We start from the raw sequence: 26,196 nt of genomic DNA on the forward strand, positions 1-26,196 counted from the left end.
CGGCACTCTATCAGGGGGGGGGCACGGCAAATGGCTCACCGGGACGAACTGTGCTCCAGCGCGCGGAAGCTTTCGCCCAGGGTACGGGCGAGCCAGCTGGCGATGGGGCCACGGGCGGCGTCGCGGCGGGCCACCGTCTCCACCTCGATGGTGGGGGGCTCGCCGAGCCCCGGTCCGGTCAGCTCGACCAGTTGGCGACGGAAGGGCGGATAGTGCGCGATGTGCTCCGGTACCAGCGACCAGCCAAGCCCGCGGGCGGTCAACTCGGCCATGGAGTAGAAGCTGTTGAGTCGCCAGTGCTGGGGGCTCAACGGTTGTTCGGCCTGACGGTCTGGCTGGCGCGAGGCGATCATCAGCTGACGATGATGGGCCAGTTCGCTACGGGTCACCGAGTGGACGCTGGCCAGGGGGTGGTCGCTACCCGCCACCCAGCGCTGGCGCAGGTGGGCAATACGTTGGCCTTCCAGCGGGCCGGCGGTGTGGGCCTGGCTCAACAGGATGCCGAGATGGGCGGTGCCCTGTTCGACCCAGTCGGCGACGTCGCCCTGGGCGCCGTAGAGCAGGGTCAGCGATAGCGCCGGGTAGTGTTGCGCCAGTGCCTCCAGGGTGGCATCCACCGGCGGCATCTCGACCAGCGCCTCGTGGATCGCCACCACCAGCTGGGCCTCCTCGCCCTGGGACAGGGTCGCGGCTCGCGCATTCAGGCGCTCGCACTGGGCCAGTACCGCCCTGGCTTCCGGCAGCAGCGCCTGACCCGCCGGGGTCAGGGTTGGCGAGCGCGAACTGCGGTCGAACAACTCGCAGGCCAGATCGAGCTCGAGATGGGCGATGGCGGTGCTCACTGCCGACTGGGCGCGGCCAAGGTGGCGCGCCGCGGCGGAGAAGGAGCCACGCTCGGCGCAGGCAATGAACAGGCGTAGCTGATCCAGGGTCCAGTGCATGGGGTGGGTCTCACCTATCGTAAAACCTGATAGTAGCTACCTGGTAACCATCGTCCAAGTCACTAGAATAGCGATCCATCGATAGTCATCATGCCGTCGGCGGGGGTAGTCAAATGCGGTCGCTCAAGGAACGCCTGGTCCATATGGTGTCGTTTGAACTCGGCGGGCTGGTGATCGTCACCCCGTTGGCCAGCGTGCTGACAGGCCACGGTCTGGGCGAGATGGGCGTGCTGGCGGCGGGGCTGGCCACCGCCGCCATGCTCTGGAACCTGGTCTGGAACTGGCTGTTCGATCGCTGGCTACCGACCCGTCGGCGCACCCTGTCCCAGCGTTTTGCCCAGGCCATGGGCTTCGAGACCGGGCTTCTGATCATGACCCTGCCGGCGGTGGCCTGGTGGATGGAGATCGGCCTGGTCGAGGCATTCTGGCTCGACGCCGGCTTCATGCTGTTCTTTCTGGTCTATGCCATGGTCTTCAATTCCCTGTTCGACCGCATCGTCGAACGTCGACTCCACGGAGCAAACGGATGAGCTACTTGTACCTGGCGCTCGCCATCGTGGCCGAGGTCATCGCCACCTCAGCGCTCAAGGCCTCCAACGAGTTCACCCGGCTGTGGCCAAGCGTGGTGGTGGTGGTCGGCTACCTGGCGGCCTTCTATTTGTTGTCACTGGTGCTGCGCAGCGTGCCGGTAGGCATCGCCTACGCCTTCTGGGCGGGGCTTGGCATCGTGCTGGTGACCCTGGTGGGTATCGTGGTCTACGGCGAGAAGCCAGACCTTCCCGCGGTGATCGGATTGGCCATGATCGTGGGAGGTGTCGCTGTCATTCAGCTGTTTTCCTCGGTGTCCTCTCACTGATGGGGTGGTTCGTCGTGTGACCGGGTTGAGTCGTTGCCGCCCAGCAGGTCGGTGCGGCCTTCCGGCGGCGTCGTAGTGCCGATGGACTGCTCGATGGCCCGGCGTTCGGTCTCGAGGCCGCCTTCGGCACTGGTGACGTCGGCACTGTCACTGGCCGGGACGACGTTGCTCGGTGCTGTCGTGGACGGTGTCGCGACTCCCTGAGGCGGCTCGACGGCGGAGACTTCTGATGGGGAAACGACGGGTACACCCTGGGGAAAGATGATTTCCCGGGCCTCGTCCGGCATCGAGATACCGGCTTCGGTCAAGGTGTTCTTGATCTGGCGCAGTACTGCCGAGCGCAGCTTGACGCCGGCGATGGTCTGGCCGTCAAACCAGAAGTAGGCCTTGAGATTGACCGTGGATGCGCCAAGGGCATCGACCAGTACCATGGGTTCGGGGTGCGCGATGATCGCTTCGTGCGCGGTCAGAACCTGATGGATCAGCGTCTGGGCATGGGTGACAGAGTCATCGTAGCCGATGCCGATATCGACGCTGGTCCTGAGGCCTGGTGAGGTGGAGTAGTTGATGACGATCGTCTTGAAGATCGTGGCATTGGGAATCTGAATATGATTGCCCTCGGCAGACAGCAGCACCGTCGAGCGGGCGTTCATGCTTTGCACGATTCCGCTGTGCTCTGCGACGGTGATCCAGTCGCCGCGACGAAAGGGCTGGCGTATCGACATGATCAGCGTGGCCAGGAAGTTCTCGGCGATGTCGCGAAAGGCAAAGGATACGACAATGCCGATCATGCCGGCGCCGCCGACCACGGAGAACGCCAGGCCGGTCAACCCGGCGACCTGCAGGATGAGATAGATGCCGAGCAGCAACACAGGAAGGGCGATGGCACGGGCCAGCACCTGGCGTAGAAAGGGCGAGGCGACACGCTTGCGCAACAGACGCCTGGCCAGCGCCGAGACCAGGCGTGCAAGCAGCCAGGCCAGCGGCAGCACCAGCAACGCCAGCAAGGCCAGCGGTACATAGGTCAACGCCTCGCGGCCAAAGCGCCCAAGTTCGTCGATGACCGGCGTCAGCGACAGCGTGAATTCGGGCTGCACCTCGATGCGATTGACGACGGCGACAACGCCCTCGGTCTTGGCGGTCAGGGAACCGGCCCAGTCGCGGTGGTTCCCCGAGGCCGTCGCACCGTCCAGGTAGACGATGCCTTCCTTGACCTCGACGGCGAGACTACGATACCAGCCGGCCGAGGCCAGAATGCCGGTCAATCGACGTTCGATATCGGCATCCTCGGTGCGCTCGGAGACCGCGATCGTCTGGGTGCCCTCGACGCTCGGCGCCTCCTGGGCACGTGCGCTGCTGTCGAGTACGACGTTGCCAAGCATGGTGCCAAGGATCAGTACGTACAGGATCCCGCGCATGGCCTTTCTCCACGAATGCAAGTCGCTTCTCAGCATGCTGGTATTTGCCTGGCTTAGCCACTGCAGGCTGTGCTTGGCTGGCGCTATTTCTGCTCGTCGATACGCGCGGTCGTGCGTCGGGTGACGTCGGTCGAAGAAGGCGGGTGGTTCTCCGAGGATTGCGAGAATCGTCACCGATCCGCCGCCGGCCCGGTGGCGTAGAGAGCGTGCGTGGTCATGTCATCAAGCTATAGTCGAATCCTTGGACGCCAGGCGGTAGACTCGGCCCTCGTTGCGCCGCATGGGCGCAACGCCCGTTCATCGCAGGGAAGTCTTCATGTCGCCTCGCTCGCCATTCGCCTGGCCCGTTCTCCTCGTTTCCGCCCTGGTGGCGTTGTGCCTCTCGCTGTTGTCCGCCGCCTCGGCGCAGGCCGCCGGCTTCGGCAATCTGGCCGAATTATCCAAGCAGGGCTTTCTGATCAGTGCCGAGGCACGTCTGCTCGGCACCGGTGATGCGCCCGGCGAGACCCTCGGCAGCCTGACCCCGGAGCGCCAGCTCACCCCGGCCTCGGTGACCAAGGTCTACACCGCGGCAGCGGCGCTGGATGCCTGGGGCCCGCAGCATCGCTTCACCACCGAGCTCGTCAGCACCGCGCGCCCGGGAAGCGACGGTACCCTGGCCGGCGATCTGGTGATGGTGGGGGGAGGCGATCCCAGCCTGACCAGCGAGGACCTGTGGCGCCTTGCCCAGCGTCTGCACCAGGCCGGGGTGCGCCGGGTGACCGGACGGCTGGTGGTCAGTCAATGGCGCTTCGGTCCGGTGACCTGCCGGACCATCGATCGCTGCACCGCCCGCGAGCGCTCCGACAACGCCTACAGCGCGCTGCTGACGTCGGCCGGGGTCAACTACGGTAGCTGGTGCGTGCAGGTGGCGCCTGGCGCCGTCGGCGGCCCGGCGCGTATCACCGGCTGCAACAGCCAGGCGCCGCTGTTCGCGGTCAACAACAGGGTCACCACCCAGGGCGCCAACGCCGGCACCAGCCTGCAGGCGACCCGGGTCAATGGCGCCGAAGGCGAGACCCTGACGGTCAGCGGCCAGATTTCGTCCAACGCCCTGCCGCGCGAGGTCTACCGTGCCAGCGCCGATCCGGCGGCCCAGACGGCGGCGACCCTCAACGCCATGCTGGCGCGCTCCGGCATCCTCGTCGAAGGCGGCGTGGCCACCAGCAGCGAGGCGCCCCCCGGCGGCGCCCGTCGCCTTGCAGCGGTGGACGGCAAGCCGCTGCAGGAGATCCTGCTGCGCATGCTCAACTACTCCAACAACTACATGGCCGATGTGCTGGCGCTGGATCTGGTGGAGGGGCCGCGGGTCGAACTCGATCAGGCCGGTGCGGCGCTGGAGGCCTTTGTCGCCCGGGTGCCTGGCCACGGCGAGGTGACCCTGGAAAGCGGCAGCGGCCTGACCACCGGCAACAAGATCTCGGCCCGGGGCGGCAACGCCCTGCTCGAGTACATGTTCGGGCGGGCGGACCTGTTCCCGGTGTTCAACGCCGGCCTGCAGGCCCCGACCAACGGCCCCATGCGCTTTATCCGGCGCGGTTCGCCGACCTTCCAGAGCCACGTGACGCTCAAGACCGGCACCCTCAATCAGCCGGTGGCGGTACGCGCGGTAACCGGCTACTTCCGTACCGCCAGCCACCGCTTCGGCGTTTTCACCGTGCTGGTCAACGGCACCGCCAACACCCCTTACATCAGCTGGGCCAGGGTCCTTGACCTGGTATCCCTGGATCTCGACCGCATGATTGCCAACCACTGAGGGGCCGGGAGTGCCCCTTTCGCCACGAGGAACCCTCATGAAGCCCGGACACACCGGCTGGCGCCACCTGATTCACTCGACGCGTTACTCGCTCAAGGGCCTGCGGGCCGCCTTTCGTCACGAATCCGCCTTTCGTCAGGAGCTCGCGCTGTGCCTGGTGCTGGTACCGCTGGCCTGGTGGATCGGTGACACCCCGGTGGAGTGGATCCTGCTGGTCGGTAGCTGCTTCATGGTGCTGATCGTGGAACTGCTCAACAGTGCCATCGAGAGCGTGGTCGATCGCATCGGCCCCGAGCGCCATGTGCTGTCCGGTCGGGCCAAGGACATCGGCTCGGCGGCGGTGATGCTGTCACTGGCGATGGCGGGGCTGACCTGGGGGCTGCTGGCCGTGGAGAAGTTCCTGATGGCATAGGCGGCCGTGCTCACACGACCGGGCTTGCCTGATGGCCCAAGGGACCGTGCTCACAGGCCCGGGCTTGAGTATGCTCAGGGGAGGAGCACAGGCCCAGGCCCGCCGTGATCTGCGCACGGGGGCGACGAGTGAACAAGGAGAGCCGCCATGCAGCTGAGCCAGGATTTCTTGCCCCGAGACGACATCCCCACCGCCCTTGTCGGTGCCCTGGATGCCGCCTGGGAGCGCCTTGCCTCGCGGCTCGAACAGGCAGACAACGTCGCCGAAATGAGCGGCAATGAGCCCCCCGGCGAACTTTATCAGGCATTGGAGCCCCATCGCCGGGTCGAGCTCGCCCGGGTGCTGGCGATCTCCGAGTTCGCCTGCGAGACCCTGTGTCGCCATCCCCAGTGGCTGGGTTGCCTGGACTCCAGCGGTGAGCTGGATCGTGCCTTGACGCCCGAGGCGCTCAGGCAGCTGCTCGACGAGGGCCTCGAGGCCGCCGAGGATGAAGCCGCCATGCAGGCGGCGATTCGGCGCTTTCGAGCAGCGCGCATGCTGGCCATCGTGTGGCGCGACATCAACCGCCCCGAGGGCGTCGACGCCTGGGCCACCGGTGCCGCGGTGTCGCGCCTGGCCGAGGTCTGCCTGGAAGGGGCGCTTGGCTGGCTCGAGCGCTTTGTCGAGGCCCGCTGGGGGCGTCCTGCCCCGCGCGAGGACGGCAGCGAACAGCGCCTGGTGGTGCTCGGCATGGGCAAGCTGGGCGCCGGCGAGCTGAACCTGTCGTCCGACATCGATCTGATCTTCGCCTACCCGGAGAAGGGCGAGACCCAAGGTGGGCGCAAGTCGCTGGACCACGTCGAGTACTTCACCAAGCTCGGTCAGAAGCTGATCTCGGCGCTGGACCCGGTGACCGCCGACGGCTTCGTCTTTCGCGTCGACATGCGCCTGCGCCCGCTGGGTGACGGTGGGCCCCTGGTCGGCAGCTTTTCTTCGCTGGCCGGCTACTACCAGGATCAGGGCCGCGAGTGGGAGCGCTACGCCATGCTCAAGGCGCGCCCGGTGGCCGGCGATATCGACGCCGGCTATGAGCTGTTGTCGAGCATCCGTCCCTTCGTCTACCGCAAGTACCTGGACTTCGGCGCCATCGAGTCGCTGCGCGAACTCAAGGCGATGATCAATCGCGAGGTCCGTCGCAAGGGCATGCAGGGCAATATCAAGCTGGGGCCCGGCGGCATCCGCGAGGTGGAGTTCATCGTTCAGGCGTTTCAGCTGATCCGCGGCGGGCGGGATACGGAGCTGCAGGTAACCTCGCTGAAGACCGCCATGCAGCGGCTGCCGGAGTTGGGCCTGCTGCCCCAGGAAGTGATCGACGAACTGCTGCCGGACTACGCCTTTCTGCGCGACCTGGAGCACGCCATCCAGGCCCTCGAGGACCGCCAGACCCAGGCGCTGCCCGACGACGACCTCTACCGCGAGCGGGTGGCGCTGGCCATGAACGCCCAGGGCTGGCCGGCGCTGATGGCGCGCCTGGACGAAGTGCGTGGGCGGGTGCGCAAGCACTTCGACGCGGTCATCAGCGACCCCGAGGACGAGGTCGAGGAAGATGGCGTCGACGAGGGTGCCAGTCTCGATACCTGGCGCCAGCTATGGCGCGGCGAGCCGGACGACGACGAGGCCCAGGCGACACTGCAGGACGCCGGCTTCGACGATGCCGCCACCGCACTCAAGCGAATCAAGGGACTGGCCGGGTCACGCCAGGTTCAGGCCATGCAGCGGGTGGGCTACGAGCGCCTCGATGCACTGATGCCGATGCTGCTGGACGCGGTGGCCGAGAGCGAGGCCCCGGATGCGGCGCTTGAGCGGGTGCTGCCGTTGATCGAGGCGGTGCTCAGGCGCACCGCCTACCTGGCGCTGTTGCGCGAGAACCCCGACGCCCTGGGCCACCTGATGAAGCTGTGCGGCGCAAGTCCCTGGATCGCCGAACAGATCGCCCGCTACCCGATCCTGCTCGACGAGCTGCTGACCCCGGACACCCTCTACACCCCGGCGGACAAGGCGCGCCTGGCCGACGAGCTGCGCCAGACCTTGGCGCGGATTCCCGAGGACGACGAGGAAGCCCAGCTCGAGGCACTGCGGGTGTTCAAGCACGCCCAGGTGCTGCACGTGGCGGCCTCGGACATCGCCGGCACCCGCCATCTGATGAAGGTCAGCGACTACCTCACCTACATCGCCGAGGTGATCCTCGACGCCGTGCTGGCCATGGCCTGGAAGACCCTGACCCGCAAGCACGGCTATCCACTGGGCAAGGACGGCGAGCGCGCCGGTAAAGCGCCGGAGTTTCTGATCGTCGGTTACGGCAAGCTTGGCGGCATCGAGCTTGGCTACGGCTCGGATCTCGACCTGGTGTTCCTGCATGACTGCGCCTCCCAGGGCGAGACCGACGGCAAGCGCGTGATCGACAACACCGTGTTCTTCACCCGGCTGGGCCAGCGCATCATCCACCTGCTGTCGGCGGTGACGCCGGCCGGTTCGCTCTACGAGGTCGACATGCGGCTGCGCCCCTCGGGCAACTCCGGTCTGCTGGTCAGCCCGCTCAAGGCCTTCGCCGAGTACCAGCGCGAGCAGGCCTGGACCTGGGAGCACCAGGCGCTGGTGCGCTCCCGGGTGGTGGCCGGCGACGCGACCCTGGCCGAAGGCTTCGAAGAGGTGCGCCGGGAGATCCTCGGCCGCGAGCGCGATCGCGAGGCGCTGCGCGAGGAGGTGGTCAAGATGCGCCACAAGATGCGCGATCACCTGGGCTCGAAGGGCTCCGACGATACCTTCGACCTCAAGCACGACCCCGGCGGCATGGTCGACATCGAGTTCCTGTGCCAGTACGCGGTGCTGGCGCTATCCCACCAGACACCGGAGCTGATGCGCTTCAGCGACAACATGCGCATCCTCGAGACCCTGGAGGAGACCGACCATCTCGAGGCCGGCGAGGCCCAGGCGCTGCGTGACGCCTACCTGGCCGCGCGCAGCGCCAACCACCGCGCCGCCCTGACGCGGGAAAGCGCCCGGGGCGACGTCGAGGCGTTCAAGGACCACCGCCGGGCCATCATCGAGGCCTGGAAAGCCTGGCTCGAGCCTAAACAGGGGTGAATGACGGCGGGGTCCAGCCGCGCTCGAGTGGCACACCGCAAGAGGGCGAGGCACGTCTGGGCAACAGGTCAAACACCTGGTGAAGCGACATGCCTGTGGATTCAAGCGTCGCACCTCGCTGTCGGTTCGCGCCAGCTGGGCGTGGACGCCTTCAAGCAGTTCTGTGAGGATGAACGAAAGCGTGCCGCCGACGAGCAGGCCGTCTCTCTTTTTGCCCACCACCGGCGTGAACAGTTGAAGGAGAATCCTTGATGAGTGGCAAGGTACTGGTGCTGCATGGCCCCAACCTCAATCTGCTGGGCACACGTGAGCCCGAGATCTACGGCCACGAGACCCTGGCCGATATCGACAACGCGCTGCGCGAGCACGCCGTGCTCGAAGGCTGGGAGCTCGCCAGTCGCCAGAGCAATCACGAAGGTGAGCTGATCGACGCCATCCACGCCGCGCGTCTCGATGGCACCGTCGCCATCATCATCAACCCGGCGGCCTACACCCACACCTCGGTGGCGATCCTCGATGCCCTGAACGCCTTCGACGGCACAGTGATCGAGGTGCATCTTTCCAACGTGCACAAGCGCGAGAGCTTCCGCCATCACTCCTACGTCTCGCTGCGTGCCGATGGCGTCATCGCCGGGCTCGGCAGTCAGGGCTACCACGCCGCCCTGGATGCAGTGATCAGAAAGGGCTGACGCCGGATCAGCGATCGCGCCCCCGAGTCAGCGCCAGGGTGATGCCGGCGGCGCTGATCAGCGCCGCGCCGATCCAGGTCTCCGGGCGTGGCACGTCGCCGAAGAAGATGAAGCCGAACAGCGCCGCCCAGACGATCTGCAGGTACAGAAAGGGCGAGACCAGCGAGGCCGGCGCGTAGCGCATGGCCAGGATCAGTGTGAGCTGACTGGCGGCGCCCATCAGGCCGACGAAGACGAACAGCGGCAGATCTCCCAGTGCCACCGGGGTCCAGAAGGCCGGAACCACCGCTGAGCTGACCAGGGCGCCGGCAAGGCCCGCGTAGAACAGCGAAGTGAGGGGATGGTCCTCGCGCCCGAAGCGTCGGGTAGACAGCTGGTAGAGGGCGAAACAGGCGGTCAGACCGAAGGGCAGCAGTATCGCCGGGTTGGCGCGCCAGTCCACCGGGCCCACGCAGATCACCACCCCACCGAAGCCCACCAGGATCGCCAGCCACTGGCGCCAGCCGACCCGCTCCTTGAGCAGCGGAATCGCCAGCAGGGTCACCAGCAGCGGCGAGCTGAAGTTGATGACGTAGACCTGCAGGATCGGCAGGGTGCGAAAGGCCAGGTAGGCGAAGGTGCTGGCCCCCAGCAGCAGCAGGCCACGAACGAACTGGCCGCCCAGGGATGACGTCTTCAGCATGGCCATGCCCGGCCCACGTCCCAGATAGACCAGGTAGCCGGTCAGCACCAGCATATGGCCAACGTAGCGCGCCCAAACCACCTGCACCGGCGAATAGTCCTGGGCCAGAGTCTTGACCCCGGTGTCGAGCATGCAGAACAGGAGCCCCGCCGCCAGCATGAAGGCGATGCCCTTCATCGGCCGGTCGCGATTGAGGGCCTGGGGCGGCGTCAGGGGCGTAGTGTCTGGTGTCGATGAAGGTGTGGACATGGCGGGCCGTTGGCGGTCGAAGCGGGACGGCGACATTCTGCGCCGACAAAAAAGTAGCAAGCTAAATGATGCCTTTCATGGTACGTGAGCCAGCAGTCGGTCGCCAGCGAGTCAGCCAGGGTTGGGCATCAGGCCTCAGTCAGTTGTCGGCACCGCGGGAGGTTCAGCCAAGCAGCGGCATCAGGCCGGTGTGTGATAGCGCCCACAGGACAACGCTAAGAGTCACAAAGCTTGATAGCGTGCTTGCCATCAGGGCTGCGGCACCCACGCCCTCCATGCCGAAGCGCTGGGCGATCAGCGGGTAGATGCTGATCATCGGGCAGGCGGCGAAGATCATGGCGCCGGCGAAGATCAGGGGGGGCAAGGGTGCCAGGACGGTCTGGAAGGCCAGTAGCATGCCCAGCACCAGCAGCGGGTGGAGGACCAGCTTGCCGAGCATGATCTGGCCCATGTCCTTGACCATGCCGCGGATCTTGAGGCCGTACAGGGTGCCGCCGATGACGAACAGCGCAGCGGGCCCGGCGGCGCCGGCCAGCAGCTCGATGGTGCGATCCAGCGTCGCCGGCAGGCGTATTCCCAGTGCCGCCAGTGCTAGCCCCAGGCTCAGCGAGATCAGGATCGGGTTGCGGACAAGCCTGGTCAGGGTCTGGCGCAGGGCATCACCGGCGCGGGTGTCGCGCTGCTGACCGACCTCGGCCAGTACCAGTGCGCCGGGAATCACCAGCAGGATTTCGACCATCATGGTGTGGACCATGATGATACCCGCCGCCGCCTGACCCAGCGCCAGGGCAGCGATCGGGTAGGCGACAAAGCCGCTGTTGGAGGCGGACATGCCAAGGGCTTGGATGGCCCGCTCGGTGGGGGACTTCTTTTGGCGATTGCGCGGCAGCCACAGGCAGGCGACGAAGGTGGCCACGGAACCCAGGGCGTAGGCTGCCAGCAGCGGTAGGCTGATCACCTCGCCAAGCGAGTTGCGGGTCAGGGCGCCGAGGATCAGTGCCGGCAGCGCAGCATACAGCACGAAGTTGGCGACACCGGAGAGCTGCACCGGCGATACCAGGTTCCAGCGCCGGGCCAGAAAGCCGACGCCGATCAGCAGAAAGATCGGTGTGGTGATGGAGAGTATCGCTAGCATTCAGGCCTCCCTGCCATTGTCATACTTCTCCATATGCGCCTGTCCCCAGTGCGCTCAGACAAAGACGATCAGCTCACGTTGGCACGAATCTGGCGAGCCTTGGCCTGGAGCAGCGGCAGGTAGCGCTCAAGCAAGGTGACGTGGTCGATTCTGGCGGCGTTGGTGCTGATATTGATCGCACCGATCAGCTCGCCGTTGGCGTCGAAGGCGGGTACTGCCAACGAACGCAGCCCAGAATCCAGCTCCTGATCGACGATGGCATAGCCCTGCTGGCGAGCCTGTAGGATGGCGCGCTTGAGCTCAGCCTTGTCGGTAATCGTCTTGTCGGTGAAGCGCTCGAGGGTGGTGCGCTCGATAAAGGCATCCAGTTCGTCGTCGGTCTTCTGTGCCAGCAGCATGCGCCCCATCGAGGTGTAGGCGGCGGGCAGCCGCGTGCCCACCGACAGGGTGATGGCCATCAGCCGCTGACGCGACGCCGAGCGAGCCACATAGGTGACCTCATCGCCGTCGAGTACGCCAAGAGAAGAGGATTCGCCGCTTTCTGTGGTGATGTCCTCGAGCACCTGCTGGATCAGGTGCTGATAGTTGTTGGCGGACAGGAAGGCGTAGCCGAGCTTGAGCACCCGCGGCGCCAGCTCGAAGTGGCGATGGTCCTTGCGCACATAGCCCAGGGCATGCAGCGTCAGTAGAAAGCGTCTGGCGCGGGCACGGTTCATGCCGGTGCGCGTCGCCACCTCACTCAAGGTCATCCGAGGGTGGGCCTCGTCGAAGGCCAGAATGACGTCGAGGCCGCTGGCCAGGGCAGTGACGAAGTCGCGGTCATCCGGGCTCAGGGCGGCGTCGGCCGGTGCCGTATCCATCGAGGTGTCCTTTTTTCAGATTCGAGTGTCACTAAGATCTAGTGTTGCAGTGATCGAGCGCCACGACGTGAGAGCGTTGTACAGCCCGAGCGACGATGATAGCAGGGCAGCGTCCGGATACGGTCCCCGATGTCATGGCAGCAAGAAGACATTCGTCTTCTGTGGGCGACGGTTTGCTCCCGTGTTGTCGATAATCTAGCATGCTTGTTCGAGGTGCGAACACCTGTGCGACTATTGGTGGAGCGGCCACGCTGTCGCCATCGCGTGTCCTTGTCGTTGCCTCCTCGCTGCTATCCCCTTGAACTCGCCCCGGTCGATACGCCCCATTCGCTCCCCAGAAGAAGAGGAACCTTGCCATGTCCGACGCCCTGCTGAGCCATCCATTCATGAGCCAGAGTGCCCTGGAAGCCTGTCGCGACGATGACCTGGTGGCCTCGATGCTGGCCTTCGAACTCGCCCTGGCGCGCGTCCAGGAAGGTGTCGGCGCACTGCCAGCGGGCAGCGCCGGGCGCATGGCGGCGGCGCTTGAGCATCATGACTTTGACACCGCGGCCATCGCCCGGGGTATCGCCAGCGGCGGCAACGCGGCGATCCCCTTCGTCAAGGCCGGGCGAGCGGCGTTGCCGGACGAGCTCAAGGCGTGCTGGCACCAGGGGGCGACCAGCCAGGATGTGGTGGATTCGGCGCTGATGCACCTGCTGACGCCGCGCCTGGCGAGCCTGGATGGCCTGCTCGAGCGCTGTCGCAACGCGGTTCTCGCGCTGATGCGTGACCACGAGCAGACGCCCATGGTCGGCCGTACCCTGATGCAGCAAGCGCTGCCGATGACCTTTGGGGTCAAGGCGGCCCAGTGGGGCATCGGGCTCGAGCGCGCGCGACGCCGGCTTGGGGATATCGCCGCCGAAGGACTGCCGGTGCAGTTCGGCGGTGCAGTGGGGGTGCACTCGGGCTGGGGGGAACAGGGGGTCGAGCTGATGCAGGCCTTGGCCGAGGAGCTTGGCCTGTCCTGCCCGGTACAGCCCTGGCATACCGACCGCCAGCCGATCCATGCCTTGCAGACCGCCCTGGACGCCGTCGCCGGGGCGCTGGAGAGCCTGGCGCTGGACGTCGCCCTGCTGACCCAGACAGAGGTTGGCGAAGTCAGCGAGCCGAGCGCCCCTGGCATGGGCGAATCGTCGTCGATGCCGCACAAGCGCAATCCGGTACGCTGCGCCCTGATTCGCGGCGCGTCGCGTCGGGTGCACGGCCACACCACGGTGATCATCGGTGCCGTGGCCCAGCCGCTGGAACGGGGCCTCGGCGAGTGGCACGCCGAGTGGGCACCGCTCAGCGAATCGGTGCTGCTGGTGGAAGGGGCGCTGGAGCAGGCGGCAACCCTGCTGGAAGGACTCGAAGTACATCCTGAGCGCATGGCCGCCAACCTGGCGTTGACCGGCGGCGCGATCATGGCCGAGCCGGTGGCGCGCCTGCTGACACCCCACCTCGGCAGCGACAGGGCCAAGGCGCTGGCGGCCGAGGCTGCCGAGACCGCGCGCCGCCAGGGGCGTCCTTATCACGAGGTCTTGCACGAGGTGCTGAAGGCGGAGGCGGGCGAGCCATCCACCGCAGAGCAGAGCAGTGAGGCTCCCCGGCAGCCCCCCGATATCAGTGTCGAGCAGCTCAAGGCCGCCACCGATCCGGCGTTATACATTGGTAGCAGTCGACAACAGGTCAGCAAGGCCAGGGAGTGGCTGGAGCAACGCTAACACGTTGATTGATCGGTAGAAGAACGAGAAGGGGCGGGAGCGGCGTATGCCGTTCCCGCCCTTTTTGCGTTTGACGGCCCTGACGATCAGCAGTAACTTGTTCGTATAACAAACCTACGTTCACATAGCGAACAAGGCTGTTCTGTCCACCGCATTGGTTCATCGTTAACAGAGGCAACCCACATGGCCGAGATCCTGAGTCTTGACGAAGCGGTAAGGCGCTACGTCCATGACGGCGCCACCGTCGCCATGGAAGGCTTTACCCACCTGATTCCTTTCGCCGCCGGGCATGAGGTCATTCGCCAGCGTAGGCGCGACCTCACCCTGATTCGGATGACCCCGGACCTGGTCTACGACCAGTTGATCGGTGCCGGCTGCGTGAAGAAGGTGATTTTTTCCTGGGGGGGCAACCCTGGCGTCGGCTCGCTCCATCGCCTGCGTGATGCGGTGGAAAAGGGCTGGCCCCAGAAGGTCGAGATTCTCGAGCACAGCCACGCCGCCATGGCCTGCGCCTTCGAGGCCGGCGCCGCCGGATTGCCGCTGGCGGTGCTGCGCGGCTACGTCGGCAGCGAGCTACCCAACGTCAATGACCAGATCAAGTTCATCGAGTGCCCCTTCACCGGCGAGCGCCTGGCGGCGGTGCCCTCGGTGCGCCCGGACGTCTCCATCGTTCACGCCCAGAAGGCCGACCGTGCCGGTAATGTGCTGATCGAGGGCATCATCGGGGTGCAGAAGGAAGCGGTGCTGGCAGCCAGCCGCGCCATCGTCACCGTCGAGGAGATCGTCGATGACCTGGACACCCACCCCAACGCCTGTGTGATCCCAGGCTGGGCCATCGACGCCATCGCCGTGGCCGAAAAGGGCTCGCTGCCGTCCTACGCTCACGGCTACTACCCGCGTGACAACCGCTTCTACAAGGAGTGGGACGCCATCGCCCGCGACCGTGAAGCCTTCACCCGCTGGATCGACGACAACATCATGAACACCGCGGAGGACGCCCGATGAGCACCGCAATCGACTACAGCGCCAGCGAGATGATGACGGTCACCGCCGCCCGGGCGCTGGAAAACGGCATGACCTGTTTCGTCGGTATCGGCCTGCCGTCCGAGGCCGCCAACCTGGCGCGACTGACCCATGCCCCCGAGGTGGTGCTGATCTACGAATCCGGCACCCTGCAGACCAGGCCGGACGTGCTGCCGCTGTCGATCGGCGATGGCGAGCTGTGCGAGTCGGCGCTGACCACGGTGTCGGTGCCGGAGATGTTTCGCTACTGGCTGCAGGGCGGAAAGGTCAGTGTGGGCTTTCTGGGAACCGCCCAGATCGATCGCTACGCCAACCTCAACACCACCCTGATCGGCGACTACACCGCACCCAAGGTACGCTTGCCCGGTGGCGGCGGGGCGCCGGAGATCGCTACCAACGCAGGTGAAGTGTTCATCACCCTGAAGCACTCGCCGCGGGCCTTCGTGCGTGACGTCGATTTCATCACCACCCTGGGCTTCGGCCGCGACGGCAAGGGACGCGACGGCGTACCCAATATCGGCAAGGGGCCGACTCGCGTGATCAGTGACCTGTGCGTGATGAAGCCGGACCCCGAGGATCGTGAACTGACGGTGGTCTCGCTGCATCCCGGCGTGACGCGCGAGCAGGTCCAGGAGGCCACCGGCTGGGACATTCGTTTCGCCGCCGAACTCGAGACCACGCCGGTCCCCAGTGCCCATGAGCTCGAGGTGCTGCGTGAGCTGAAGGCGCGCACCGATCGTGCCCACAGCGGCCAGTAACCGGCCCGTCAGCCTCAACCAGACCTCCATTTCGCCCCTTCCCCGACACACCCCGCGCCAGTGCGCGGGGTGACCAAGGAGTCCGACATGACCGACGTCTTTCTCTGTCATCCCCGTCGCAGCGCCATCGGGCGCTTCGGTGGCACCCTGGCAAGCGTGCGTCCCGACGACCTGGCCGCCGACATCTTCAAGGCGGTGCTGGCCCAGGCGCCAGAGCTTGATCCCGGCGCCATCGAAGAGGTCTTCATGGGCTGTGCCAACCAGGCCGGCGAGGACAACCGCAACGTGGCGCGCATGTCGGCGCTGCTGGCGGGTCTGCCGACCTCGGTGCCCGGTACCACCATGAATCGTCTGTGCGGCTCCGGCATGGATGCGGTAGGCACCGCCATGCGCGCGATCAAGGCCGGCGAGATGGATCTGGCCCTGGCCGGCGGGGTGGAGTCGATGTCCCGGGCGCCTTACGTCATGGGCAAGGCGGAAGGCGCCTTCTCCCGGGGGCAGCAGATCGAGGACACGACCATCGGCTGGCGCTTCGTCAACCCGCTGATGAAGAAGCTTCACGATACCCACTCGATGCCCGAGACCGCCGAGAATGTAGCCGAACAGTTCGACATCTCCCGCGCCGATCAGGACGCCTTTGCCGTACGCTCCCAGCAAAAGGTCGCGCGGGCCCAGCAGGAGGGTCGCTTCGCCGAGGAAATCACCCCCATCGAGATCCCCCGGCGCAAGCAGCAGCCGCTGGTGTTCGACATCGACGAGCATCCTCGCGCCGGTACCACCCTGGAGAAGCTGGCCGCCCTGCCGACCCCCTTCAAGGACAATGGCAGTGTCACTGCCGGCAACGCCTCCGGGGTCAACGACGGCGCCTGTGCCATGCTGGTCGCGAGCCAGGCGGCGGTGGAGCGCCATGGCCTGGTGCCGATGGCGCGTATCGTCGGCATGGCCACCGGCGGGGTGGAACCGCGCATCATGGGCTATGGCCCGGTCCCGGCGGTGCGCAGGCTGCTCGAGCGCAGCGGCGTTACGATCGATGAGATCGACGTGATCGAGCTCAACGAAGCCTTCGCCGCCCAGGCCCTGGCCTGTCTGCGCGACCTCGGCGTCGCCGACGATGATCCCCGGGTCAACCCCAACGGCGGGGCCATCGCCCTGGGCCATCCGCTCGGCATGTCCGGGGCGCGCCTGTTGATGACCGCCGCCCACGAGCTCAACAGGAGCGGCAAGCGCTACGCCTTGTGCACCATGTGTGTGGGCGTGGGCCAGGGCATCGCCACCCTGATCGAACGGGTATAGAGGAACAGGAGAGAGGTCATGGCATTTCTGAATATCGAAGGACGCAGTGTCGCGTATCGCCTGCTCGGCGCCGAGGCCAATCCTCTGGTGGTGCTGGCGCATCCGCTGGGCATGAGCCAGGCGGTGTGGGACGACGTCCTGCCGGTGCTGCTGCCACGCTACCGGGTGTTGACCTGGGACCTGCCCGGTCACGGCGCCAGCCAGGCCTGGGGCGACGGGCCGATCACTCCGGCCGAACTGGCGAAGGAAGCCATCGCCCTGGCCGACCACGCCGGCGCAGGCCGCTTCCACTTCGTCGGTACCTCCATCGGTGGCGTGGTGGGGCAGCAGCTGATCAGCGAGCACGGCGAGCGCCTGCTCTCCGCCGCCCTGACCAACACCGGGGCGGTGATCGGCACCAGCGAGCTATGGACCACCAGGGCCGAGCGTGTGCGGCGCGAGGGCCTGGCGGCGATGTCCGGCGAGATCGTGCCGCGCTGGTTCGCTGCCGCCTGCTTCGACGCCGAGCCGGCCCTAAAGGCGGGCTGGTGCACCCAGATGGGGCGCGGTGACGACGAGTCCTACGCGCTGCTCTGCGAAATGCTGGGGCGAGATACCTTCACCGGCAAGCTCTCCGGCAAGGGCGTCAAGGTGCAGCTGTTCGGTGGCAGCGAGGACCTGGCGACGCCACCGGCCACCCTGGAGGCCCTGGCGGCCGAGTGCGACGGCGCCCCGCTCGAGGTGCTCGAGGGCGTCGGTCACGTGCCTTCGGTCGAGGCGCCAAGCCGATTCGCCGAGAAGCTGCTGGCGGTGATGGCGGTGGACCTGGGCGATGTGGGCGCGGAGGGCGTCGACTATTCCACTGGCCTTGTGACCCGCAAGCAGGTGCTGGGCGAGGAGCATGTGGCCCGTTCCACCCACAACGCCAACAGCCTGGACACTCCGTTTCAGCAGATGATCACACGGCTGGCCTGGGGCGAGCTGTGGTCCAACGACGACCTGACGAGACGCGAGCGCAGCATGATCACCACCGGCATTCTCGCCGCCCTGGGGCGCGAGGAGCTGACCCTGCACCTGAAGACCGCCCAGCGTATCGGCCTCAGCGAGGCGGAGCTGCGTCAGGTGCTGATGCACGTGGCCATCTATGCCGGCGTGCCGGCGGCCAATCATGCCTTTGCCCTGGCCAAGGAACTGGGTTGGGGGACGGTGGAGCCCTGAAGGTTCGTCGTCATACGTTTGATGGTAGCCACTGAATGAAGGTGACGGGGAGCCCCATGTCTGGTGATGTCGGCCTGTGTCTGGCGGCTCCTTGTTCCTGCGTCAGCATCCCCGGCGCGAGCGTGCCTGACGCCGTCGTGAAACGGTGCGGACGTCAGTTCGCCGGCCCGCATCGGCAGACCTATCGTCAGTAGGACCCCGGTACCTGGCATCGCCTTCGAGCCTGCCTCTGTTTGCCTGCGGCATCTCGCTCCACTTGCAGGCCCACCGTTACTTCAAGGATGAGCTCGGGACCAATGTCGCCTGCCCGTCGTGGGGCTGCTCGTCTTGGTTTTCCCTATCTTAGCGTTTCGATAACAAGAGAGGACACATGTCTACTCCCTGCATCATCTGTGTCGCCATCACTGGCAGCGTGGGCCGCAAGGAACATAATCCGGCCATTCCCGTGACCATCGAAGAGCAAGTCGAAAGCACCCAGGCGGCCTTCGAGGCGGGAGCCGCCATCGCCCATTGTCATGTGCGTAACGACGATCAGTCGCCCACGTCGGATCCGGAGAAGTTTGCCAGGCTGATGGAAGGCCTGAGGACCCATTGCCCGGGCATGATCATCCAGCTTTCCACCGGCGGTCGCTCCGGGGCCGGAGAGGCGCGCGGCGGCATGCTACGCCTCAAGCCCGACATGGCAAGCCTCTCGGTGGGCTCCAATAACTTCCCCAACCGCGTCTACGAGAATCCGCCCCAGCTGGTGGAGTGGCTCGCCGACGAAATGCTCAAGTACGACGTCAAGCCCGAGATCGAAGCGTTCGACCTGTCGCATATCCATCAGGCGGTGGCTCTGTCGAAACAAGGCAAGCTCAAGGGGCCGCTTTACGTCCAGTTCGTCATGGGCGTCAAGAACGCCATGCCGGTGGACAAGCCCACCCTCGACTTCTACGTCGAAACGCTGAATCGGCTCGCACCGGACGCCCAGTGGTGCGGCGCCGGGATCGGGCCCAACCAGGCCCTGCTCAACGAGTGGTCGATCGCTGCGGGCGGGCATACCCGCACCGGGCTCGAGGACAACGTGCGCCTCGATCGTCATACCCTGGCTCCCTCCAATGCGGCCCTGGTCGAGCGCGTCGTGACCCTGTGCGAGAAGTACGAGCGGCCGGTGGCCACCTGGCACCAGGCCCGCAGGATACTCGACCTGACTGAATGATCGGGAGGCATCTTCAGCCTATGGAAGGCTGGCTCTCGGACTGGAACATCCGCCATAGCTGGCGATGGCCGTCTGGGCTGCTTCCCCATCGGTTCGTCTGCTGCTGATCGAGAAGCGCCAGTATTGGGGCTCAGGCTCCCTGAAGGGCATGCGCCGGCCCTGGCCAAGGAACTGGGCTGGGGAAGCGGCGAATCATCGGCATGAGGGACATGGTTTGCCGCTTGGGGTAAAAGAGTGGTAAATAGCTGACTCACGGAGCACAGAATCCTCCAGGCAGGCAGCAAGGCTTCCTGGCCTTTGGTGACTTGCCATGCCATAGGTGGCAGGGCAACCCTGCTGCTCCATTCGTGGATCCTCGGTCAGTTGCTAGACTTGGCAAAAGGAGAAGGAGAGGATTCCGTCAGGCAGGGAGTGCCCGATGCATGCCCGTTTCGGCAGCAAGAGGTCAACTATTGATGTGGTTCAAGACGTTTGTGGCGATACTGCTCGGCACCCTGATGGCGAATACGGCGTCGGCAGAGTGGCGCTACACCCAGGCCCACCAGATGTTCGGCGACGCCCCGGCGGCGCGAGTCGATGATGGCAGCGGTCATTCTCTGGCACTGGTGTGCTGGAACGGTGTGCCCATGGTATCGGTGGCCGGTTATGCCTCCCAGATGGGCGCCGATCGGCGCAAGCCGCTGGAGGTGCTGGTGGACGGCATCGGGTATCGCCTGGAGTCACGCCACTCCCCCCACGACGGCGTGTGGTTCGCCCCGTCTCCCCTCGGTTTGACCAAGACCCTGCAAGGCGGCAACGTGGCGGTGGTCACACCCCAGGATACCCGTCCCTCACGCTTCCCGCTGAGTGGCGCCGACGAGCCCATCGAGCGCGTGCTGGCAGCCTGTCGCTAGCGCTGTCGGCGTGGTGGAGGCTGACGAGGTGCCACGCCACGGCGCCACGCTGGACACCCGTCACGTCGCCAGATCGCAGGCCACCATGCTCAATCATCGTATCAAGCTGCGCCATCTCAACGCCTTCCTCGAGGTGTCGCGCAGCCGCAGCTTCGCCCGTGCCGCCGACGCCCTGGCGATCACCCAGCCGGGCATCTCCAAGGCCATCCGTGAACTCGAGGAGATCGTTGGCGCCAGCCTGTTCGAGCGTAGCGCCCAGGGCGTCAGTCTGACCCAGGCGGGACTCACCCTGTTGCGCCACGCGGGGCCTGCGCTGCGCGCCCTGGAAGAGGGCGTGGTGGCGCTGGCCGACGGCCATGGTGGGCAGCGTTGGCTCAGGGTCGGGGCGCTGTCGACGGTGGAATCGCGGCTGCTGCCGGCGGCGATTCAGCACTTCCAGGCCTCGCCGCTGGGCCAGGAGACCAGCGTGACCGTGACCACCGGCGCCAGCGCCTTTCTGCTGTCGCGGCTGGCGCTGGGTGAGCTCGACGTGGTGGTGGGGCGTATGACCGAAGCCCGCGAGATTCGTGACCTGGCCTTCGAACATCTCTACTACGAATCGCTGCGGCTGGTGGTGCGCCAGGGGCATCCGCTGGCCACCGCCTCGCCCTGTCCTCCCGAGGTCCTGAGCGACTACCCCTGGGCCGTGCCTCCCCCTCAGACCACCTTGCGTCAGCGGGTCGACAGCTTCTGTGTGCGTCACGCCATCAGTTTGCCCGCGCCCTGTCTGGAGACCCTGTCGCTGCCGGTCAGCCGGCGCTTCACACTGGACACCGATGCCATCTGGGTGGCGCCCTTCGAGGCGGTGGCCGAGGATCTGGAAAGCGGCCAGCTGGTCGAGCTGGCACTGTCCTTCGAGCACCAGGGTGGCTCGGTAGGGCTGTGTACCAACACCTCTTTGAGCCCCAGCCTGGCGCTGGAAGGCTTCGCCGAGTCGCTGCGCCAGGCCGCCGCGGCAAGACCCCAGTAGCGGCGCCGAAATATCTGGGGGCGAAGCAGCAGGCCAGTACGTACTCGTTCCTGCGGTCCGACGCCCCGCCATCCGGTCATCATAACCCCTGGGTTATGACGACCGGCCAAGGTCTCAATTGGCTCCCCGGGCTTGGCTGGTCACACTGCTGTCATCGCCTCGTGTCTCGAGGCGCGTGTGAACAACCAACAATCACGCCAGGACCTCTTCCCCCATGACCCTCAATCGTCGCTTCGTTGAGCGGGATCGCCAGTGGCACCCCGCCGCCTACACCCCCGGCTACAAGACCTCGGTGCCGCGCTCGCCCTCCCAGGCGCTGGTCAGCCTGCAGACCCCCAGTGTGTCGGAACTCACCGGCCCCGAGTTTAGCCGCCTGCGCATGGGACCCCATGACAACGACCTGCTGTTGAACTTCCGCGATGCCGATAGCCCCGGTCTGCCGGTGGGGGAGCGGGTGATCATGTTCGGCCGGGTCGTCGACCAGTTCGGCAAGCCGGTGCCGCAGACTCTGGTAGAGATGTGGCAGGCCAATGCCGGTGGCCGCTATCGCCACAAGAAGGACAGCTATCTGGCCCCGCTGGACCCCAACTTCGGCGGCGTCGGGCGCTGTCTCACCGACGATGATGGCTGGTACCACTTCCGCACCATCAAACCCGGTCCCTATCCCTGGCCCAATGGCATCAACACCTGGCGCCCGGCGCACATTCATGTGAGCGTCATGGGCCCGGCCATCTCCACCCGGTTGATCACCCAGATGTACTTCGAGGGGGACCCGCTGATTCCGATCTGCCCCATCGTCCAGACCCTGAAGGACGAGGAGGCCGTGGGCACCATGATCGGTCGACTCGACATGGCCCGCTCGCGTCCCATGGACGCCCTGGCCTACCGCTTCGACCTGGTGGTGCGTGGCGAACTGCAGACCTATTTCGAGAATCAGTGAACAAGAACAGGAACAACAGGTGCCGTGGTGCCCGAGTCGGCCCACGGCAGCGAGGAGACCTCATGCAACAGCCAAACCTTACCCCCACCGCGAACCTGATGCTGCGCGAGACCGCGTCCCAGACCGCCGGCCCCTACGTGCACATCGGCCTGGCGCTGGCCGTCGCCGGCCTGCCCGAGCGCGACGAGGAGATCTGGAACGAACTGGCCAAGGATAACGCCGAAGGCGAGCGTATCGAGGTGGCGGGACGGGTCATCGACGGTAACGGCGACCTGGTCCGCGACGCCCTGCTGGAGGCCTGGCAGGCCGACGCCAACGGTGACTATCAGACGGCGTTCGACCTCAAGGCGCCGTTCAACAGCTTCGGGCGTACCGCGACCACCGCCGAGGGCAACAGCGAGTGGCGCTTTGTCACCGTCAAGCCCGGCGCCATCGCTCGGCCCGACGGTCGCACCATGGCCCCGCACATCAACCTCACGATCTTCGCCCGGGGCGTGAACCTGCATCTGCAGACCCGGCTCTACTTCGATGACGAGCACAAAGCCAATGCCGGCTGCCCGGTGTTGGGTGCGATCGAGTCGCCGGCCCGGCGCCAGACGCTGATCGCCCGGCGTGAAGAGGGCGGGGAAGGCGGCCTGCCACGCTATCGTCTGGATATCGTGCTGCAGGGGGAGGGAGAGACGGTGTTCTTCGACTTCTGATCGCGTTCGCCTGACCACACGGACGTCGTGGCGTGAACCGCGGCGTCCGTGTCGTTATTTGCCCGCGTTTGCACCGACGCTTCCATGGCCTATGCTAGCGGTCTTTTCCGCCCTGGCTTCGAGGCACCTCCATGGATATCCACCGCATCAATCCCACCCCCCGCTGGTCCGACATCACCGTGTTCAATGGCATGGCCCACTTCGTCGAAGTCGCCGAGGCGGACACCCGCGCCGATATCACCGGCCAGGTGGAGCAGATCTTCGAACAGGCCGAGGAGTCGCTGGCCAAGGTGGCCAGCGACAAGACACGCATCATCTCGGTGACCATCTACCTGACCGACTTTGCCCACTTCGATGCCCTGAACGTCGCCTGGGAGGCCTGGTTCGAGCCCGGCACCGCTCCCAGCCGCGCCTGCGTCAAGGCCGAGCTTGCCAACCCCGAACTGCTGGTCGAGATGGCCTTCGTGGCCGCGGCGGGGGAAGAGTTTCGCTAACACCGCAGCGCTATCAACGCGCCGCAGGCAGGGCCCTGGCCCTGCCGCCCCTCGATATGTTTCACGGGTACTTGCCCGTCCGACGATTCTCCACCAGCACCTCAAGGATGGCGTTGGCCGCCTGCATGGTCGCGCTGGGCGTCTCTCCCCGGCGCCGGCTGCAGACGATCGGTGAAGTTATGTGCTTCTCCGCCAGGTACAGGTAGCGAATGCCATCGCGGTTCTGTCGCTTGACCTGCTCCGGCACCAAGGTGATGCCGAAGTCCGACACCACCAGGCCCAGCGCCGTCTGCATCTCGTTGGCCTCCTGCACCACCGTGACCTTGAGCCCCCGGCGGCGAAACAGCCCCAGCACCAGGTCGGCAAGGCTCGGGCGCGGGCTCGCCGGATACAGCACCAGCGGGTAGCGGGCGAGCTCCTCCATGGTCGGGGTGGTGCCCACCAGCGGGTGGCCCTCCGGCACCGCCGCCATCATCGGTTCCTCGAACAGCACCTCCTGTTCCACGTCGGGATCGTCGATCCTCAGGCGTCCGAAGCCGATATCGATACGTCCTGCCTTGAGCGCCTGCACCTGCTCCACCGTGGTCAATTCGGCCAGGGTCAGCTCCACCTCGTCCTTTTGTCGCAACTCGCGCACCAGCAGCGGCAGCTGGCCGTAAAACAGCGAGGGCACAAAGCCGATACCGAACATTTCCTTGTGGCTTCGAGACATACGGCGTACCGCCGCCACCGTGGTATCGAGCTTCTCGAGCATCTGCAGGGCATGCTCATGGAAGAACTTGCCGGTGGGCGTCAGGGTCAGCCCTCGGGGACCACGAATGAATAGCTGGGCCCCCAATTCTTCCTCCAACTGATTGATCTGCCGGGTCAAAGGGGGCTGCGCCATATGCAGCCTGGCGGCCGCCCGGGTGATGTTCAGCTCTTCCGCTGCGGCACAGAAATAGCGCAGGTGTCGAAGCTCCATGATACCTCCAGGGTATTGCGATCTACCCAGACCATATTGGTTGTGCCCCTCAAAGACAATCACACTGCACTCAATCGCCGGATCAAGCGCCTTTCCGCGGTAGTTCTCTTCCGATGTCGATGGCAGTGGTGCTTCGCAGCGTAAGAGAAATCTTACCAAGGTATGGCTTGATCGCTTACGAGTCGCCGAGGCTTTGCAGCGCTTGCGGCTTTCCTCATCACCCAGATCGTCACCCAGATCGCCAGCCCGTGGATGACAACGAGCTGATGGTAATCGCCGGAGCCACCATGACCGCCCTGATCGAAAGCGTCGAGACCCTGCTGGTCGACCTGCCCACCATCCGACCGCACAAGCTGTCGATGGCCACCATGGCCACCCAGACGCTGGTGATCGTACGCCTCAAGTGCGCAGACGGTATCGAAGGCATCGGCGAGGCCACCACCATCGGCGGCCTGGCCTATGGCCCGGAAAGCCCGGAGAGCATGAAGGTCAACATCGACACCTACCTGGCGCCGGCGCTGGTCGGCCTGGCGGCGGACAACGTCAACCTCGCCATGGCCCGGCTCGACAAGCTGGCCAAGGGCAACGTCATCGCCAAGTCGGCGCTCGAGACCGCGCTGCTGGATGCCCAGGGCAAGCGTCTCGGCGTGCCCCTGGCGACACTGCTGGGCGGCGCCCGCCACGATCACCTGCCGGTGCTGTGGACGCTGGCCAGTGGCGATACCGACAAGGATATCGAGGAGGCCAGAAAGCGCCTCGAGCAGCGTCGCCATCGTGACTTCAAGCTCAAGATCGGCGCCAACGAGGTGGATCACGACGTGCGCCACGTTGCCGCCATCAAGGCCGCACTGGGGGATCGCGCCAGCGTCAGGGTCGACGTCAACCAGGCCTGGGACGAGGCCACCGCGGTGCGCGCCATCGCCGCCCTCGAGGAGGCCGGGGTCGACCTGATCGAGCAACCCATTCCGGCCCACGAGCGGGCTGGGCTTGCACGACTGGCCAATCGCTTCGAGGTGACCATGCTGGCCGACGAAGGCGTCCAGGACCTGCGCTGCGGGCTGGCACTGATCGAGTCCGGCTTCAGCGGCGCCTTCGCCCTGAAGATCGCCAAGAGCGCCGGGCCGCGCGGCGCGCTGCGCCTGGCCCACCTGGCCGACGCCGGGGGCATTGGCCTCTACGGCGGCACCATGCTCGAGGGCACCATCGGTACCGCCGCTTCGCTGCACGCCTGGGCGACCCTGCCCGAGATGGCCTGGGGCACCGAGATGTTCGGCCCCTTGCTGTTGACCGATGACATCGTCACCACCCCCCTGCGCTACGACGACTTTGGCGTGGCGCTGCCGCAAGGCCCGGGACTCGGGCTCGAACTGGATCACGACAAGCTGCGCGAGTACGCACGCAGCTAAGCGACATCGCCATCAGACCGGCCGCGCGAGCCTCCAGGGCTGCATCGACGGCCCCCGATCGAGAGGAGAACGAAGATGCTGTTTCAGGTGGAAATGACCGTCAAGCTGCCGCCGGATATGGCGCCGGAGCGCGCCGCCGAGATCAAGGCCCGCGAGAAGGACTACGCCCAGGAGCTGCAGCGCTCCGGCAAGTGGCGCCATCTGTGGCGGGTGGCCGGCAGCTATTCCAACGTCAGCGTGTTCGACGTGGCCGACAACGCCGAGCTGCAGGAGCTGGTATCGAACCTGCCGCTGTTTCCCTACATGGAGATCCGCGTCAAGCCGCTGTGCCGCCACCCGTCCTCGATCCGCGATGACGACAGCTAGGGTCTGCCCCTGGCCAGCCAGACGTCGGGGCAGAGCGAATCGCCAGGCC

General features: G+C 66.1%; 25 protein-coding genes. 19 read left to right on the forward strand and 6 right to left on the reverse strand.

Annotation, left to right across the window (positions count from 1 at the left end):
• Positions 1-35 precede the first annotated feature (35 nt).
• The gene (locus NFG57_RS02055) at positions 36-941 is read right to left on the reverse strand and encodes a LysR family transcriptional regulator (protein WP_222568317.1); all 906 of its coding nucleotides are present in this window, start codon (positions 939-941) and stop codon (positions 36-38) included.
• A 113-nt stretch (positions 942-1,054) separates the two neighbouring features.
• On the opposite strand from NFG57_RS02055, the gene NFG57_RS02060 reads away from it, so the two are divergent.
• Together NFG57_RS02060 and NFG57_RS02065 are read left to right on the forward strand one after the other, a co-directional pair.
• The gene (locus tag NFG57_RS02060; protein WP_348815244.1) at positions 1,055-1,471 is read left to right on the forward strand and encodes a PACE efflux transporter; all 417 of its coding nucleotides are present in this window, start codon (positions 1,055-1,057) and stop codon (positions 1,469-1,471) included.
• Entirely contained in the window at positions 1,366-1,797 is a 432-nt protein-coding gene (locus NFG57_RS02065) for a multidrug efflux SMR transporter (protein WP_083970209.1), read from the forward strand. The genes NFG57_RS02060 and NFG57_RS02065 overlap by 106 nt, the downstream gene beginning before the upstream one ends.
• Here the strand turns inward: NFG57_RS02065 and NFG57_RS02070 are convergent.
• Positions 1,791-3,215 (reverse strand): mechanosensitive ion channel family protein, encoded by a 1,425-nt coding sequence (locus NFG57_RS02070; protein WP_348815246.1) that lies wholly within the window; start codon positions 3,213-3,215, stop codon positions 1,791-1,793. The two genes, NFG57_RS02065 and NFG57_RS02070, sit on opposite strands and share 7 nt — an antisense overlap.
• Positions 3,216-3,531: 316 nt before the next feature.
• Here NFG57_RS02070 and dacB point away from each other — a divergent pair, with 316 nt between their 5' ends.
• The 4 genes from dacB to aroQ all read left to right on the forward strand — a co-directional run bounded on the left by dacB (position 3,532) and on the right by aroQ (position 9,234).
• Entirely contained in the window at positions 3,532-5,010 is a 1,479-nt protein-coding gene (gene dacB / locus NFG57_RS02075) for a D-alanyl-D-alanine carboxypeptidase/D-alanyl-D-alanine-endopeptidase (protein ID WP_348815247.1), read from the forward strand.
• Positions 5,011-5,047: 37 nt separating this feature from the next.
• The gene (locus NFG57_RS02080) at positions 5,048-5,422 is read left to right on the forward strand and encodes a diacylglycerol kinase (protein WP_045991417.1); all 375 of its coding nucleotides are present in this window, start codon (positions 5,048-5,050) and stop codon (positions 5,420-5,422) included.
• Positions 5,423-5,569: 147 nt separating this feature from the next.
• Complete coding sequence (glnE, locus tag NFG57_RS02085) at positions 5,570-8,545, forward strand: bifunctional [glutamate--ammonia ligase]-adenylyl-L-tyrosine phosphorylase/[glutamate--ammonia-ligase] adenylyltransferase (protein WP_348815248.1); 2,976 nt, start codon at positions 5,570-5,572, stop codon at positions 8,543-8,545.
• 248 nt (positions 8,546-8,793) lie between these two features.
• Positions 8,794-9,234, forward strand: coding sequence for a type II 3-dehydroquinate dehydratase (gene aroQ, locus NFG57_RS02090; protein ID WP_108131164.1), 441 nt, complete (start codon positions 8,794-8,796; stop codon positions 9,232-9,234).
• A 7-nt stretch (positions 9,235-9,241) separates the two neighbouring features.
• Here the strand turns inward: aroQ and NFG57_RS02095 are convergent, their stop codons facing one another.
• The 3 genes from NFG57_RS02095 to NFG57_RS02105 form a co-directional block, all read right to left on the reverse strand.
• Positions 9,242-10,165 carry a DMT family transporter gene (locus NFG57_RS02095; protein WP_108448540.1) on the reverse strand — a complete coding sequence of 308 codons (924 nt, stop codon included), beginning with the start codon at positions 10,163-10,165 and terminating at the stop codon, positions 9,242-9,244.
• Between the two features lie 163 nt (positions 10,166-10,328).
• Positions 10,329-11,300, reverse strand: coding sequence for an AEC family transporter (locus tag NFG57_RS02100; protein WP_045991421.1), 972 nt, complete (start codon positions 11,298-11,300; stop codon positions 10,329-10,331).
• Positions 11,301-11,368: 68 nt separating this feature from the next.
• Complete coding sequence (locus NFG57_RS02105; RefSeq protein ID WP_348815249.1) at positions 11,369-12,160, reverse strand: IclR family transcriptional regulator C-terminal domain-containing protein; 792 nt, start codon at positions 12,158-12,160, stop codon at positions 11,369-11,371.
• Between the two features lie 356 nt (positions 12,161-12,516).
• Here NFG57_RS02105 and NFG57_RS02110 point away from each other — a divergent pair, with 356 nt between their 5' ends.
• The 11 genes from NFG57_RS02110 to NFG57_RS02160 all read left to right on the forward strand — a co-directional run bounded on the left by NFG57_RS02110 (position 12,517) and on the right by NFG57_RS02160 (position 23,411).
• Positions 12,517-13,905 (forward strand): adenylosuccinate lyase family protein, encoded by a 1,389-nt coding sequence (locus NFG57_RS02110; RefSeq protein WP_348815250.1) that lies wholly within the window; start codon positions 12,517-12,519, stop codon positions 13,903-13,905.
• Between the two features lie 183 nt (positions 13,906-14,088).
• On the forward strand, positions 14,089-14,910 hold the full coding sequence (locus tag NFG57_RS02115; RefSeq protein WP_348815251.1) for a CoA transferase subunit A: 822 nt from the start codon (positions 14,089-14,091) through the stop codon (positions 14,908-14,910).
• Positions 14,911-14,918: 8 nt separating this feature from the next.
• The gene (locus tag NFG57_RS02120; protein WP_331281207.1) at positions 14,919-15,686 is read left to right on the forward strand and encodes a CoA-transferase subunit beta; all 768 of its coding nucleotides are present in this window, start codon (positions 14,919-14,921) and stop codon (positions 15,684-15,686) included.
• Positions 15,687-15,773: 87 nt separating this feature from the next.
• A complete protein-coding gene (gene pcaF, locus NFG57_RS02125) occupies positions 15,774-16,979 on the forward strand; it encodes a 3-oxoadipyl-CoA thiolase (protein ID WP_108131170.1) in 1,206 nt (401 codons plus the stop codon).
• 18 nt (positions 16,980-16,997) lie between these two features.
• Positions 16,998-18,176, forward strand: coding sequence for an alpha/beta fold hydrolase (locus NFG57_RS02130; protein ID WP_348815252.1), 1,179 nt, complete (start codon positions 16,998-17,000; stop codon positions 18,174-18,176).
• A gap of 370 nt (positions 18,177-18,546) precedes the next feature.
• The gene (locus NFG57_RS02135) at positions 18,547-19,374 is read left to right on the forward strand and encodes a 3-keto-5-aminohexanoate cleavage protein (RefSeq protein ID WP_348815253.1); all 828 of its coding nucleotides are present in this window, start codon (positions 18,547-18,549) and stop codon (positions 19,372-19,374) included.
• 455 nt (positions 19,375-19,829) lie between these two features.
• Positions 19,830-20,267, forward strand: a complete 438-nt coding sequence (locus NFG57_RS02140; protein ID WP_045991427.1) for a hypothetical protein — start codon at positions 19,830-19,832, stop codon at positions 20,265-20,267.
• A gap of 28 nt (positions 20,268-20,295) precedes the next feature.
• Positions 20,296-21,276, forward strand: a complete 981-nt coding sequence (pcaQ, locus tag NFG57_RS02145; protein WP_287163351.1) for a pca operon transcription factor PcaQ — start codon at positions 20,296-20,298, stop codon at positions 21,274-21,276.
• Between the two features lie 214 nt (positions 21,277-21,490).
• The gene (gene pcaH, locus NFG57_RS02150) at positions 21,491-22,216 is read left to right on the forward strand and encodes a protocatechuate 3,4-dioxygenase subunit beta (RefSeq protein WP_348815255.1); all 726 of its coding nucleotides are present in this window, start codon (positions 21,491-21,493) and stop codon (positions 22,214-22,216) included.
• Between the two features lie 62 nt (positions 22,217-22,278).
• The gene (gene pcaG / locus NFG57_RS02155) at positions 22,279-22,917 is read left to right on the forward strand and encodes a protocatechuate 3,4-dioxygenase subunit alpha (RefSeq protein WP_083970203.1); all 639 of its coding nucleotides are present in this window, start codon (positions 22,279-22,281) and stop codon (positions 22,915-22,917) included.
• Positions 22,918-23,048: 131 nt separating this feature from the next.
• Positions 23,049-23,411 carry a RidA family protein gene (locus NFG57_RS02160; protein WP_108131173.1) on the forward strand — a complete coding sequence of 121 codons (363 nt, stop codon included), beginning with the start codon at positions 23,049-23,051 and terminating at the stop codon, positions 23,409-23,411.
• Between the two features lie 61 nt (positions 23,412-23,472).
• On the opposite strand, the gene NFG57_RS02165 is transcribed toward NFG57_RS02160, so the two are convergent.
• The gene (locus tag NFG57_RS02165; protein WP_045991431.1) at positions 23,473-24,375 is read right to left on the reverse strand and encodes a LysR family transcriptional regulator; all 903 of its coding nucleotides are present in this window, start codon (positions 24,373-24,375) and stop codon (positions 23,473-23,475) included.
• A 287-nt stretch (positions 24,376-24,662) separates the two neighbouring features.
• On the opposite strand from NFG57_RS02165, the gene NFG57_RS02170 reads away from it, so the two are divergent.
• The gene (locus tag NFG57_RS02170) at positions 24,663-25,781 is read left to right on the forward strand and encodes a muconate/chloromuconate family cycloisomerase (RefSeq protein ID WP_124804967.1); all 1,119 of its coding nucleotides are present in this window, start codon (positions 24,663-24,665) and stop codon (positions 25,779-25,781) included.
• Positions 25,782-25,856: 75 nt separating this feature from the next.
• Positions 25,857-26,147 (forward strand): muconolactone Delta-isomerase, encoded by a 291-nt coding sequence (catC, locus tag NFG57_RS02175; RefSeq protein WP_045991433.1) that lies wholly within the window; start codon positions 25,857-25,859, stop codon positions 26,145-26,147.
• Positions 26,148-26,196 lie beyond the last annotated feature (49 nt).

The organism is Halomonas sp. H10-59, from assembly GCF_040070555.1.
GTDB lineage: Bacteria > Pseudomonadota > Gammaproteobacteria > Pseudomonadales > Halomonadaceae > Halomonas > Halomonas litopenaei.

What these genes read in the sequence shown, in the direction of transcription:
- NFG57_RS02055 (WP_222568317.1), bottom strand. Translation starts at nt 941, where the DNA reads ATGCACTGGACCCTGGATCAGCTACGCCTGTTCATTGCCTGCGCCGAG.
- NFG57_RS02060 (WP_348815244.1), top strand. Translation starts at nt 1,055, where the DNA reads ATGCGGTCGCTCAAGGAACGCCTGGTCCATATGGTGTCGTTTGAACTC.
- NFG57_RS02070 (WP_348815246.1), bottom strand. Translation starts at nt 3,215, where the DNA reads ATGCGCGGGATCCTGTACGTACTGATCCTTGGCACCATGCTTGGCAAC.
- dacB (WP_348815247.1), top strand. Translation starts at nt 3,532, where the DNA reads ATGTCGCCTCGCTCGCCATTCGCCTGGCCCGTTCTCCTCGTTTCCGCC.
- NFG57_RS02080 (WP_045991417.1), top strand. Translation starts at nt 5,048, where the DNA reads ATGAAGCCCGGACACACCGGCTGGCGCCACCTGATTCACTCGACGCGT.
- glnE (WP_348815248.1), top strand. Translation starts at nt 5,570, where the DNA reads ATGCAGCTGAGCCAGGATTTCTTGCCCCGAGACGACATCCCCACCGCC.
- NFG57_RS02095 (WP_108448540.1), bottom strand. Translation starts at nt 10,165, where the DNA reads ATGTCCACACCTTCATCGACACCAGACACTACGCCCCTGACGCCGCCC.
- NFG57_RS02100 (WP_045991421.1), bottom strand. Translation starts at nt 11,300, where the DNA reads ATGCTAGCGATACTCTCCATCACCACACCGATCTTTCTGCTGATCGGC.
- NFG57_RS02105 (WP_348815249.1), bottom strand. Translation starts at nt 12,160, where the DNA reads ATGGATACGGCACCGGCCGACGCCGCCCTGAGCCCGGATGACCGCGAC.
- NFG57_RS02110 (WP_348815250.1), top strand. Translation starts at nt 12,517, where the DNA reads ATGTCCGACGCCCTGCTGAGCCATCCATTCATGAGCCAGAGTGCCCTG.
- NFG57_RS02115 (WP_348815251.1), top strand. Translation starts at nt 14,089, where the DNA reads ATGGCCGAGATCCTGAGTCTTGACGAAGCGGTAAGGCGCTACGTCCAT.
- pcaF (WP_108131170.1), top strand. Translation starts at nt 15,774, where the DNA reads ATGACCGACGTCTTTCTCTGTCATCCCCGTCGCAGCGCCATCGGGCGC.
- NFG57_RS02130 (WP_348815252.1), top strand. Translation starts at nt 16,998, where the DNA reads ATGGCATTTCTGAATATCGAAGGACGCAGTGTCGCGTATCGCCTGCTC.
- NFG57_RS02135 (WP_348815253.1), top strand. Translation starts at nt 18,547, where the DNA reads ATGTCTACTCCCTGCATCATCTGTGTCGCCATCACTGGCAGCGTGGGC.
- NFG57_RS02140 (WP_045991427.1), top strand. Translation starts at nt 19,830, where the DNA reads ATGTGGTTCAAGACGTTTGTGGCGATACTGCTCGGCACCCTGATGGCG.
- pcaH (WP_348815255.1), top strand. Translation starts at nt 21,491, where the DNA reads ATGACCCTCAATCGTCGCTTCGTTGAGCGGGATCGCCAGTGGCACCCC.
- pcaG (WP_083970203.1), top strand. Translation starts at nt 22,279, where the DNA reads ATGCAACAGCCAAACCTTACCCCCACCGCGAACCTGATGCTGCGCGAG.
- NFG57_RS02160 (WP_108131173.1), top strand. Translation starts at nt 23,049, where the DNA reads ATGGATATCCACCGCATCAATCCCACCCCCCGCTGGTCCGACATCACC.
- NFG57_RS02165 (WP_045991431.1), bottom strand. Translation starts at nt 24,375, where the DNA reads ATGGAGCTTCGACACCTGCGCTATTTCTGTGCCGCAGCGGAAGAGCTG.
- NFG57_RS02170 (WP_124804967.1), top strand. Translation starts at nt 24,663, where the DNA reads ATGACCGCCCTGATCGAAAGCGTCGAGACCCTGCTGGTCGACCTGCCC.
- catC (WP_045991433.1), top strand. Translation starts at nt 25,857, where the DNA reads ATGCTGTTTCAGGTGGAAATGACCGTCAAGCTGCCGCCGGATATGGCG.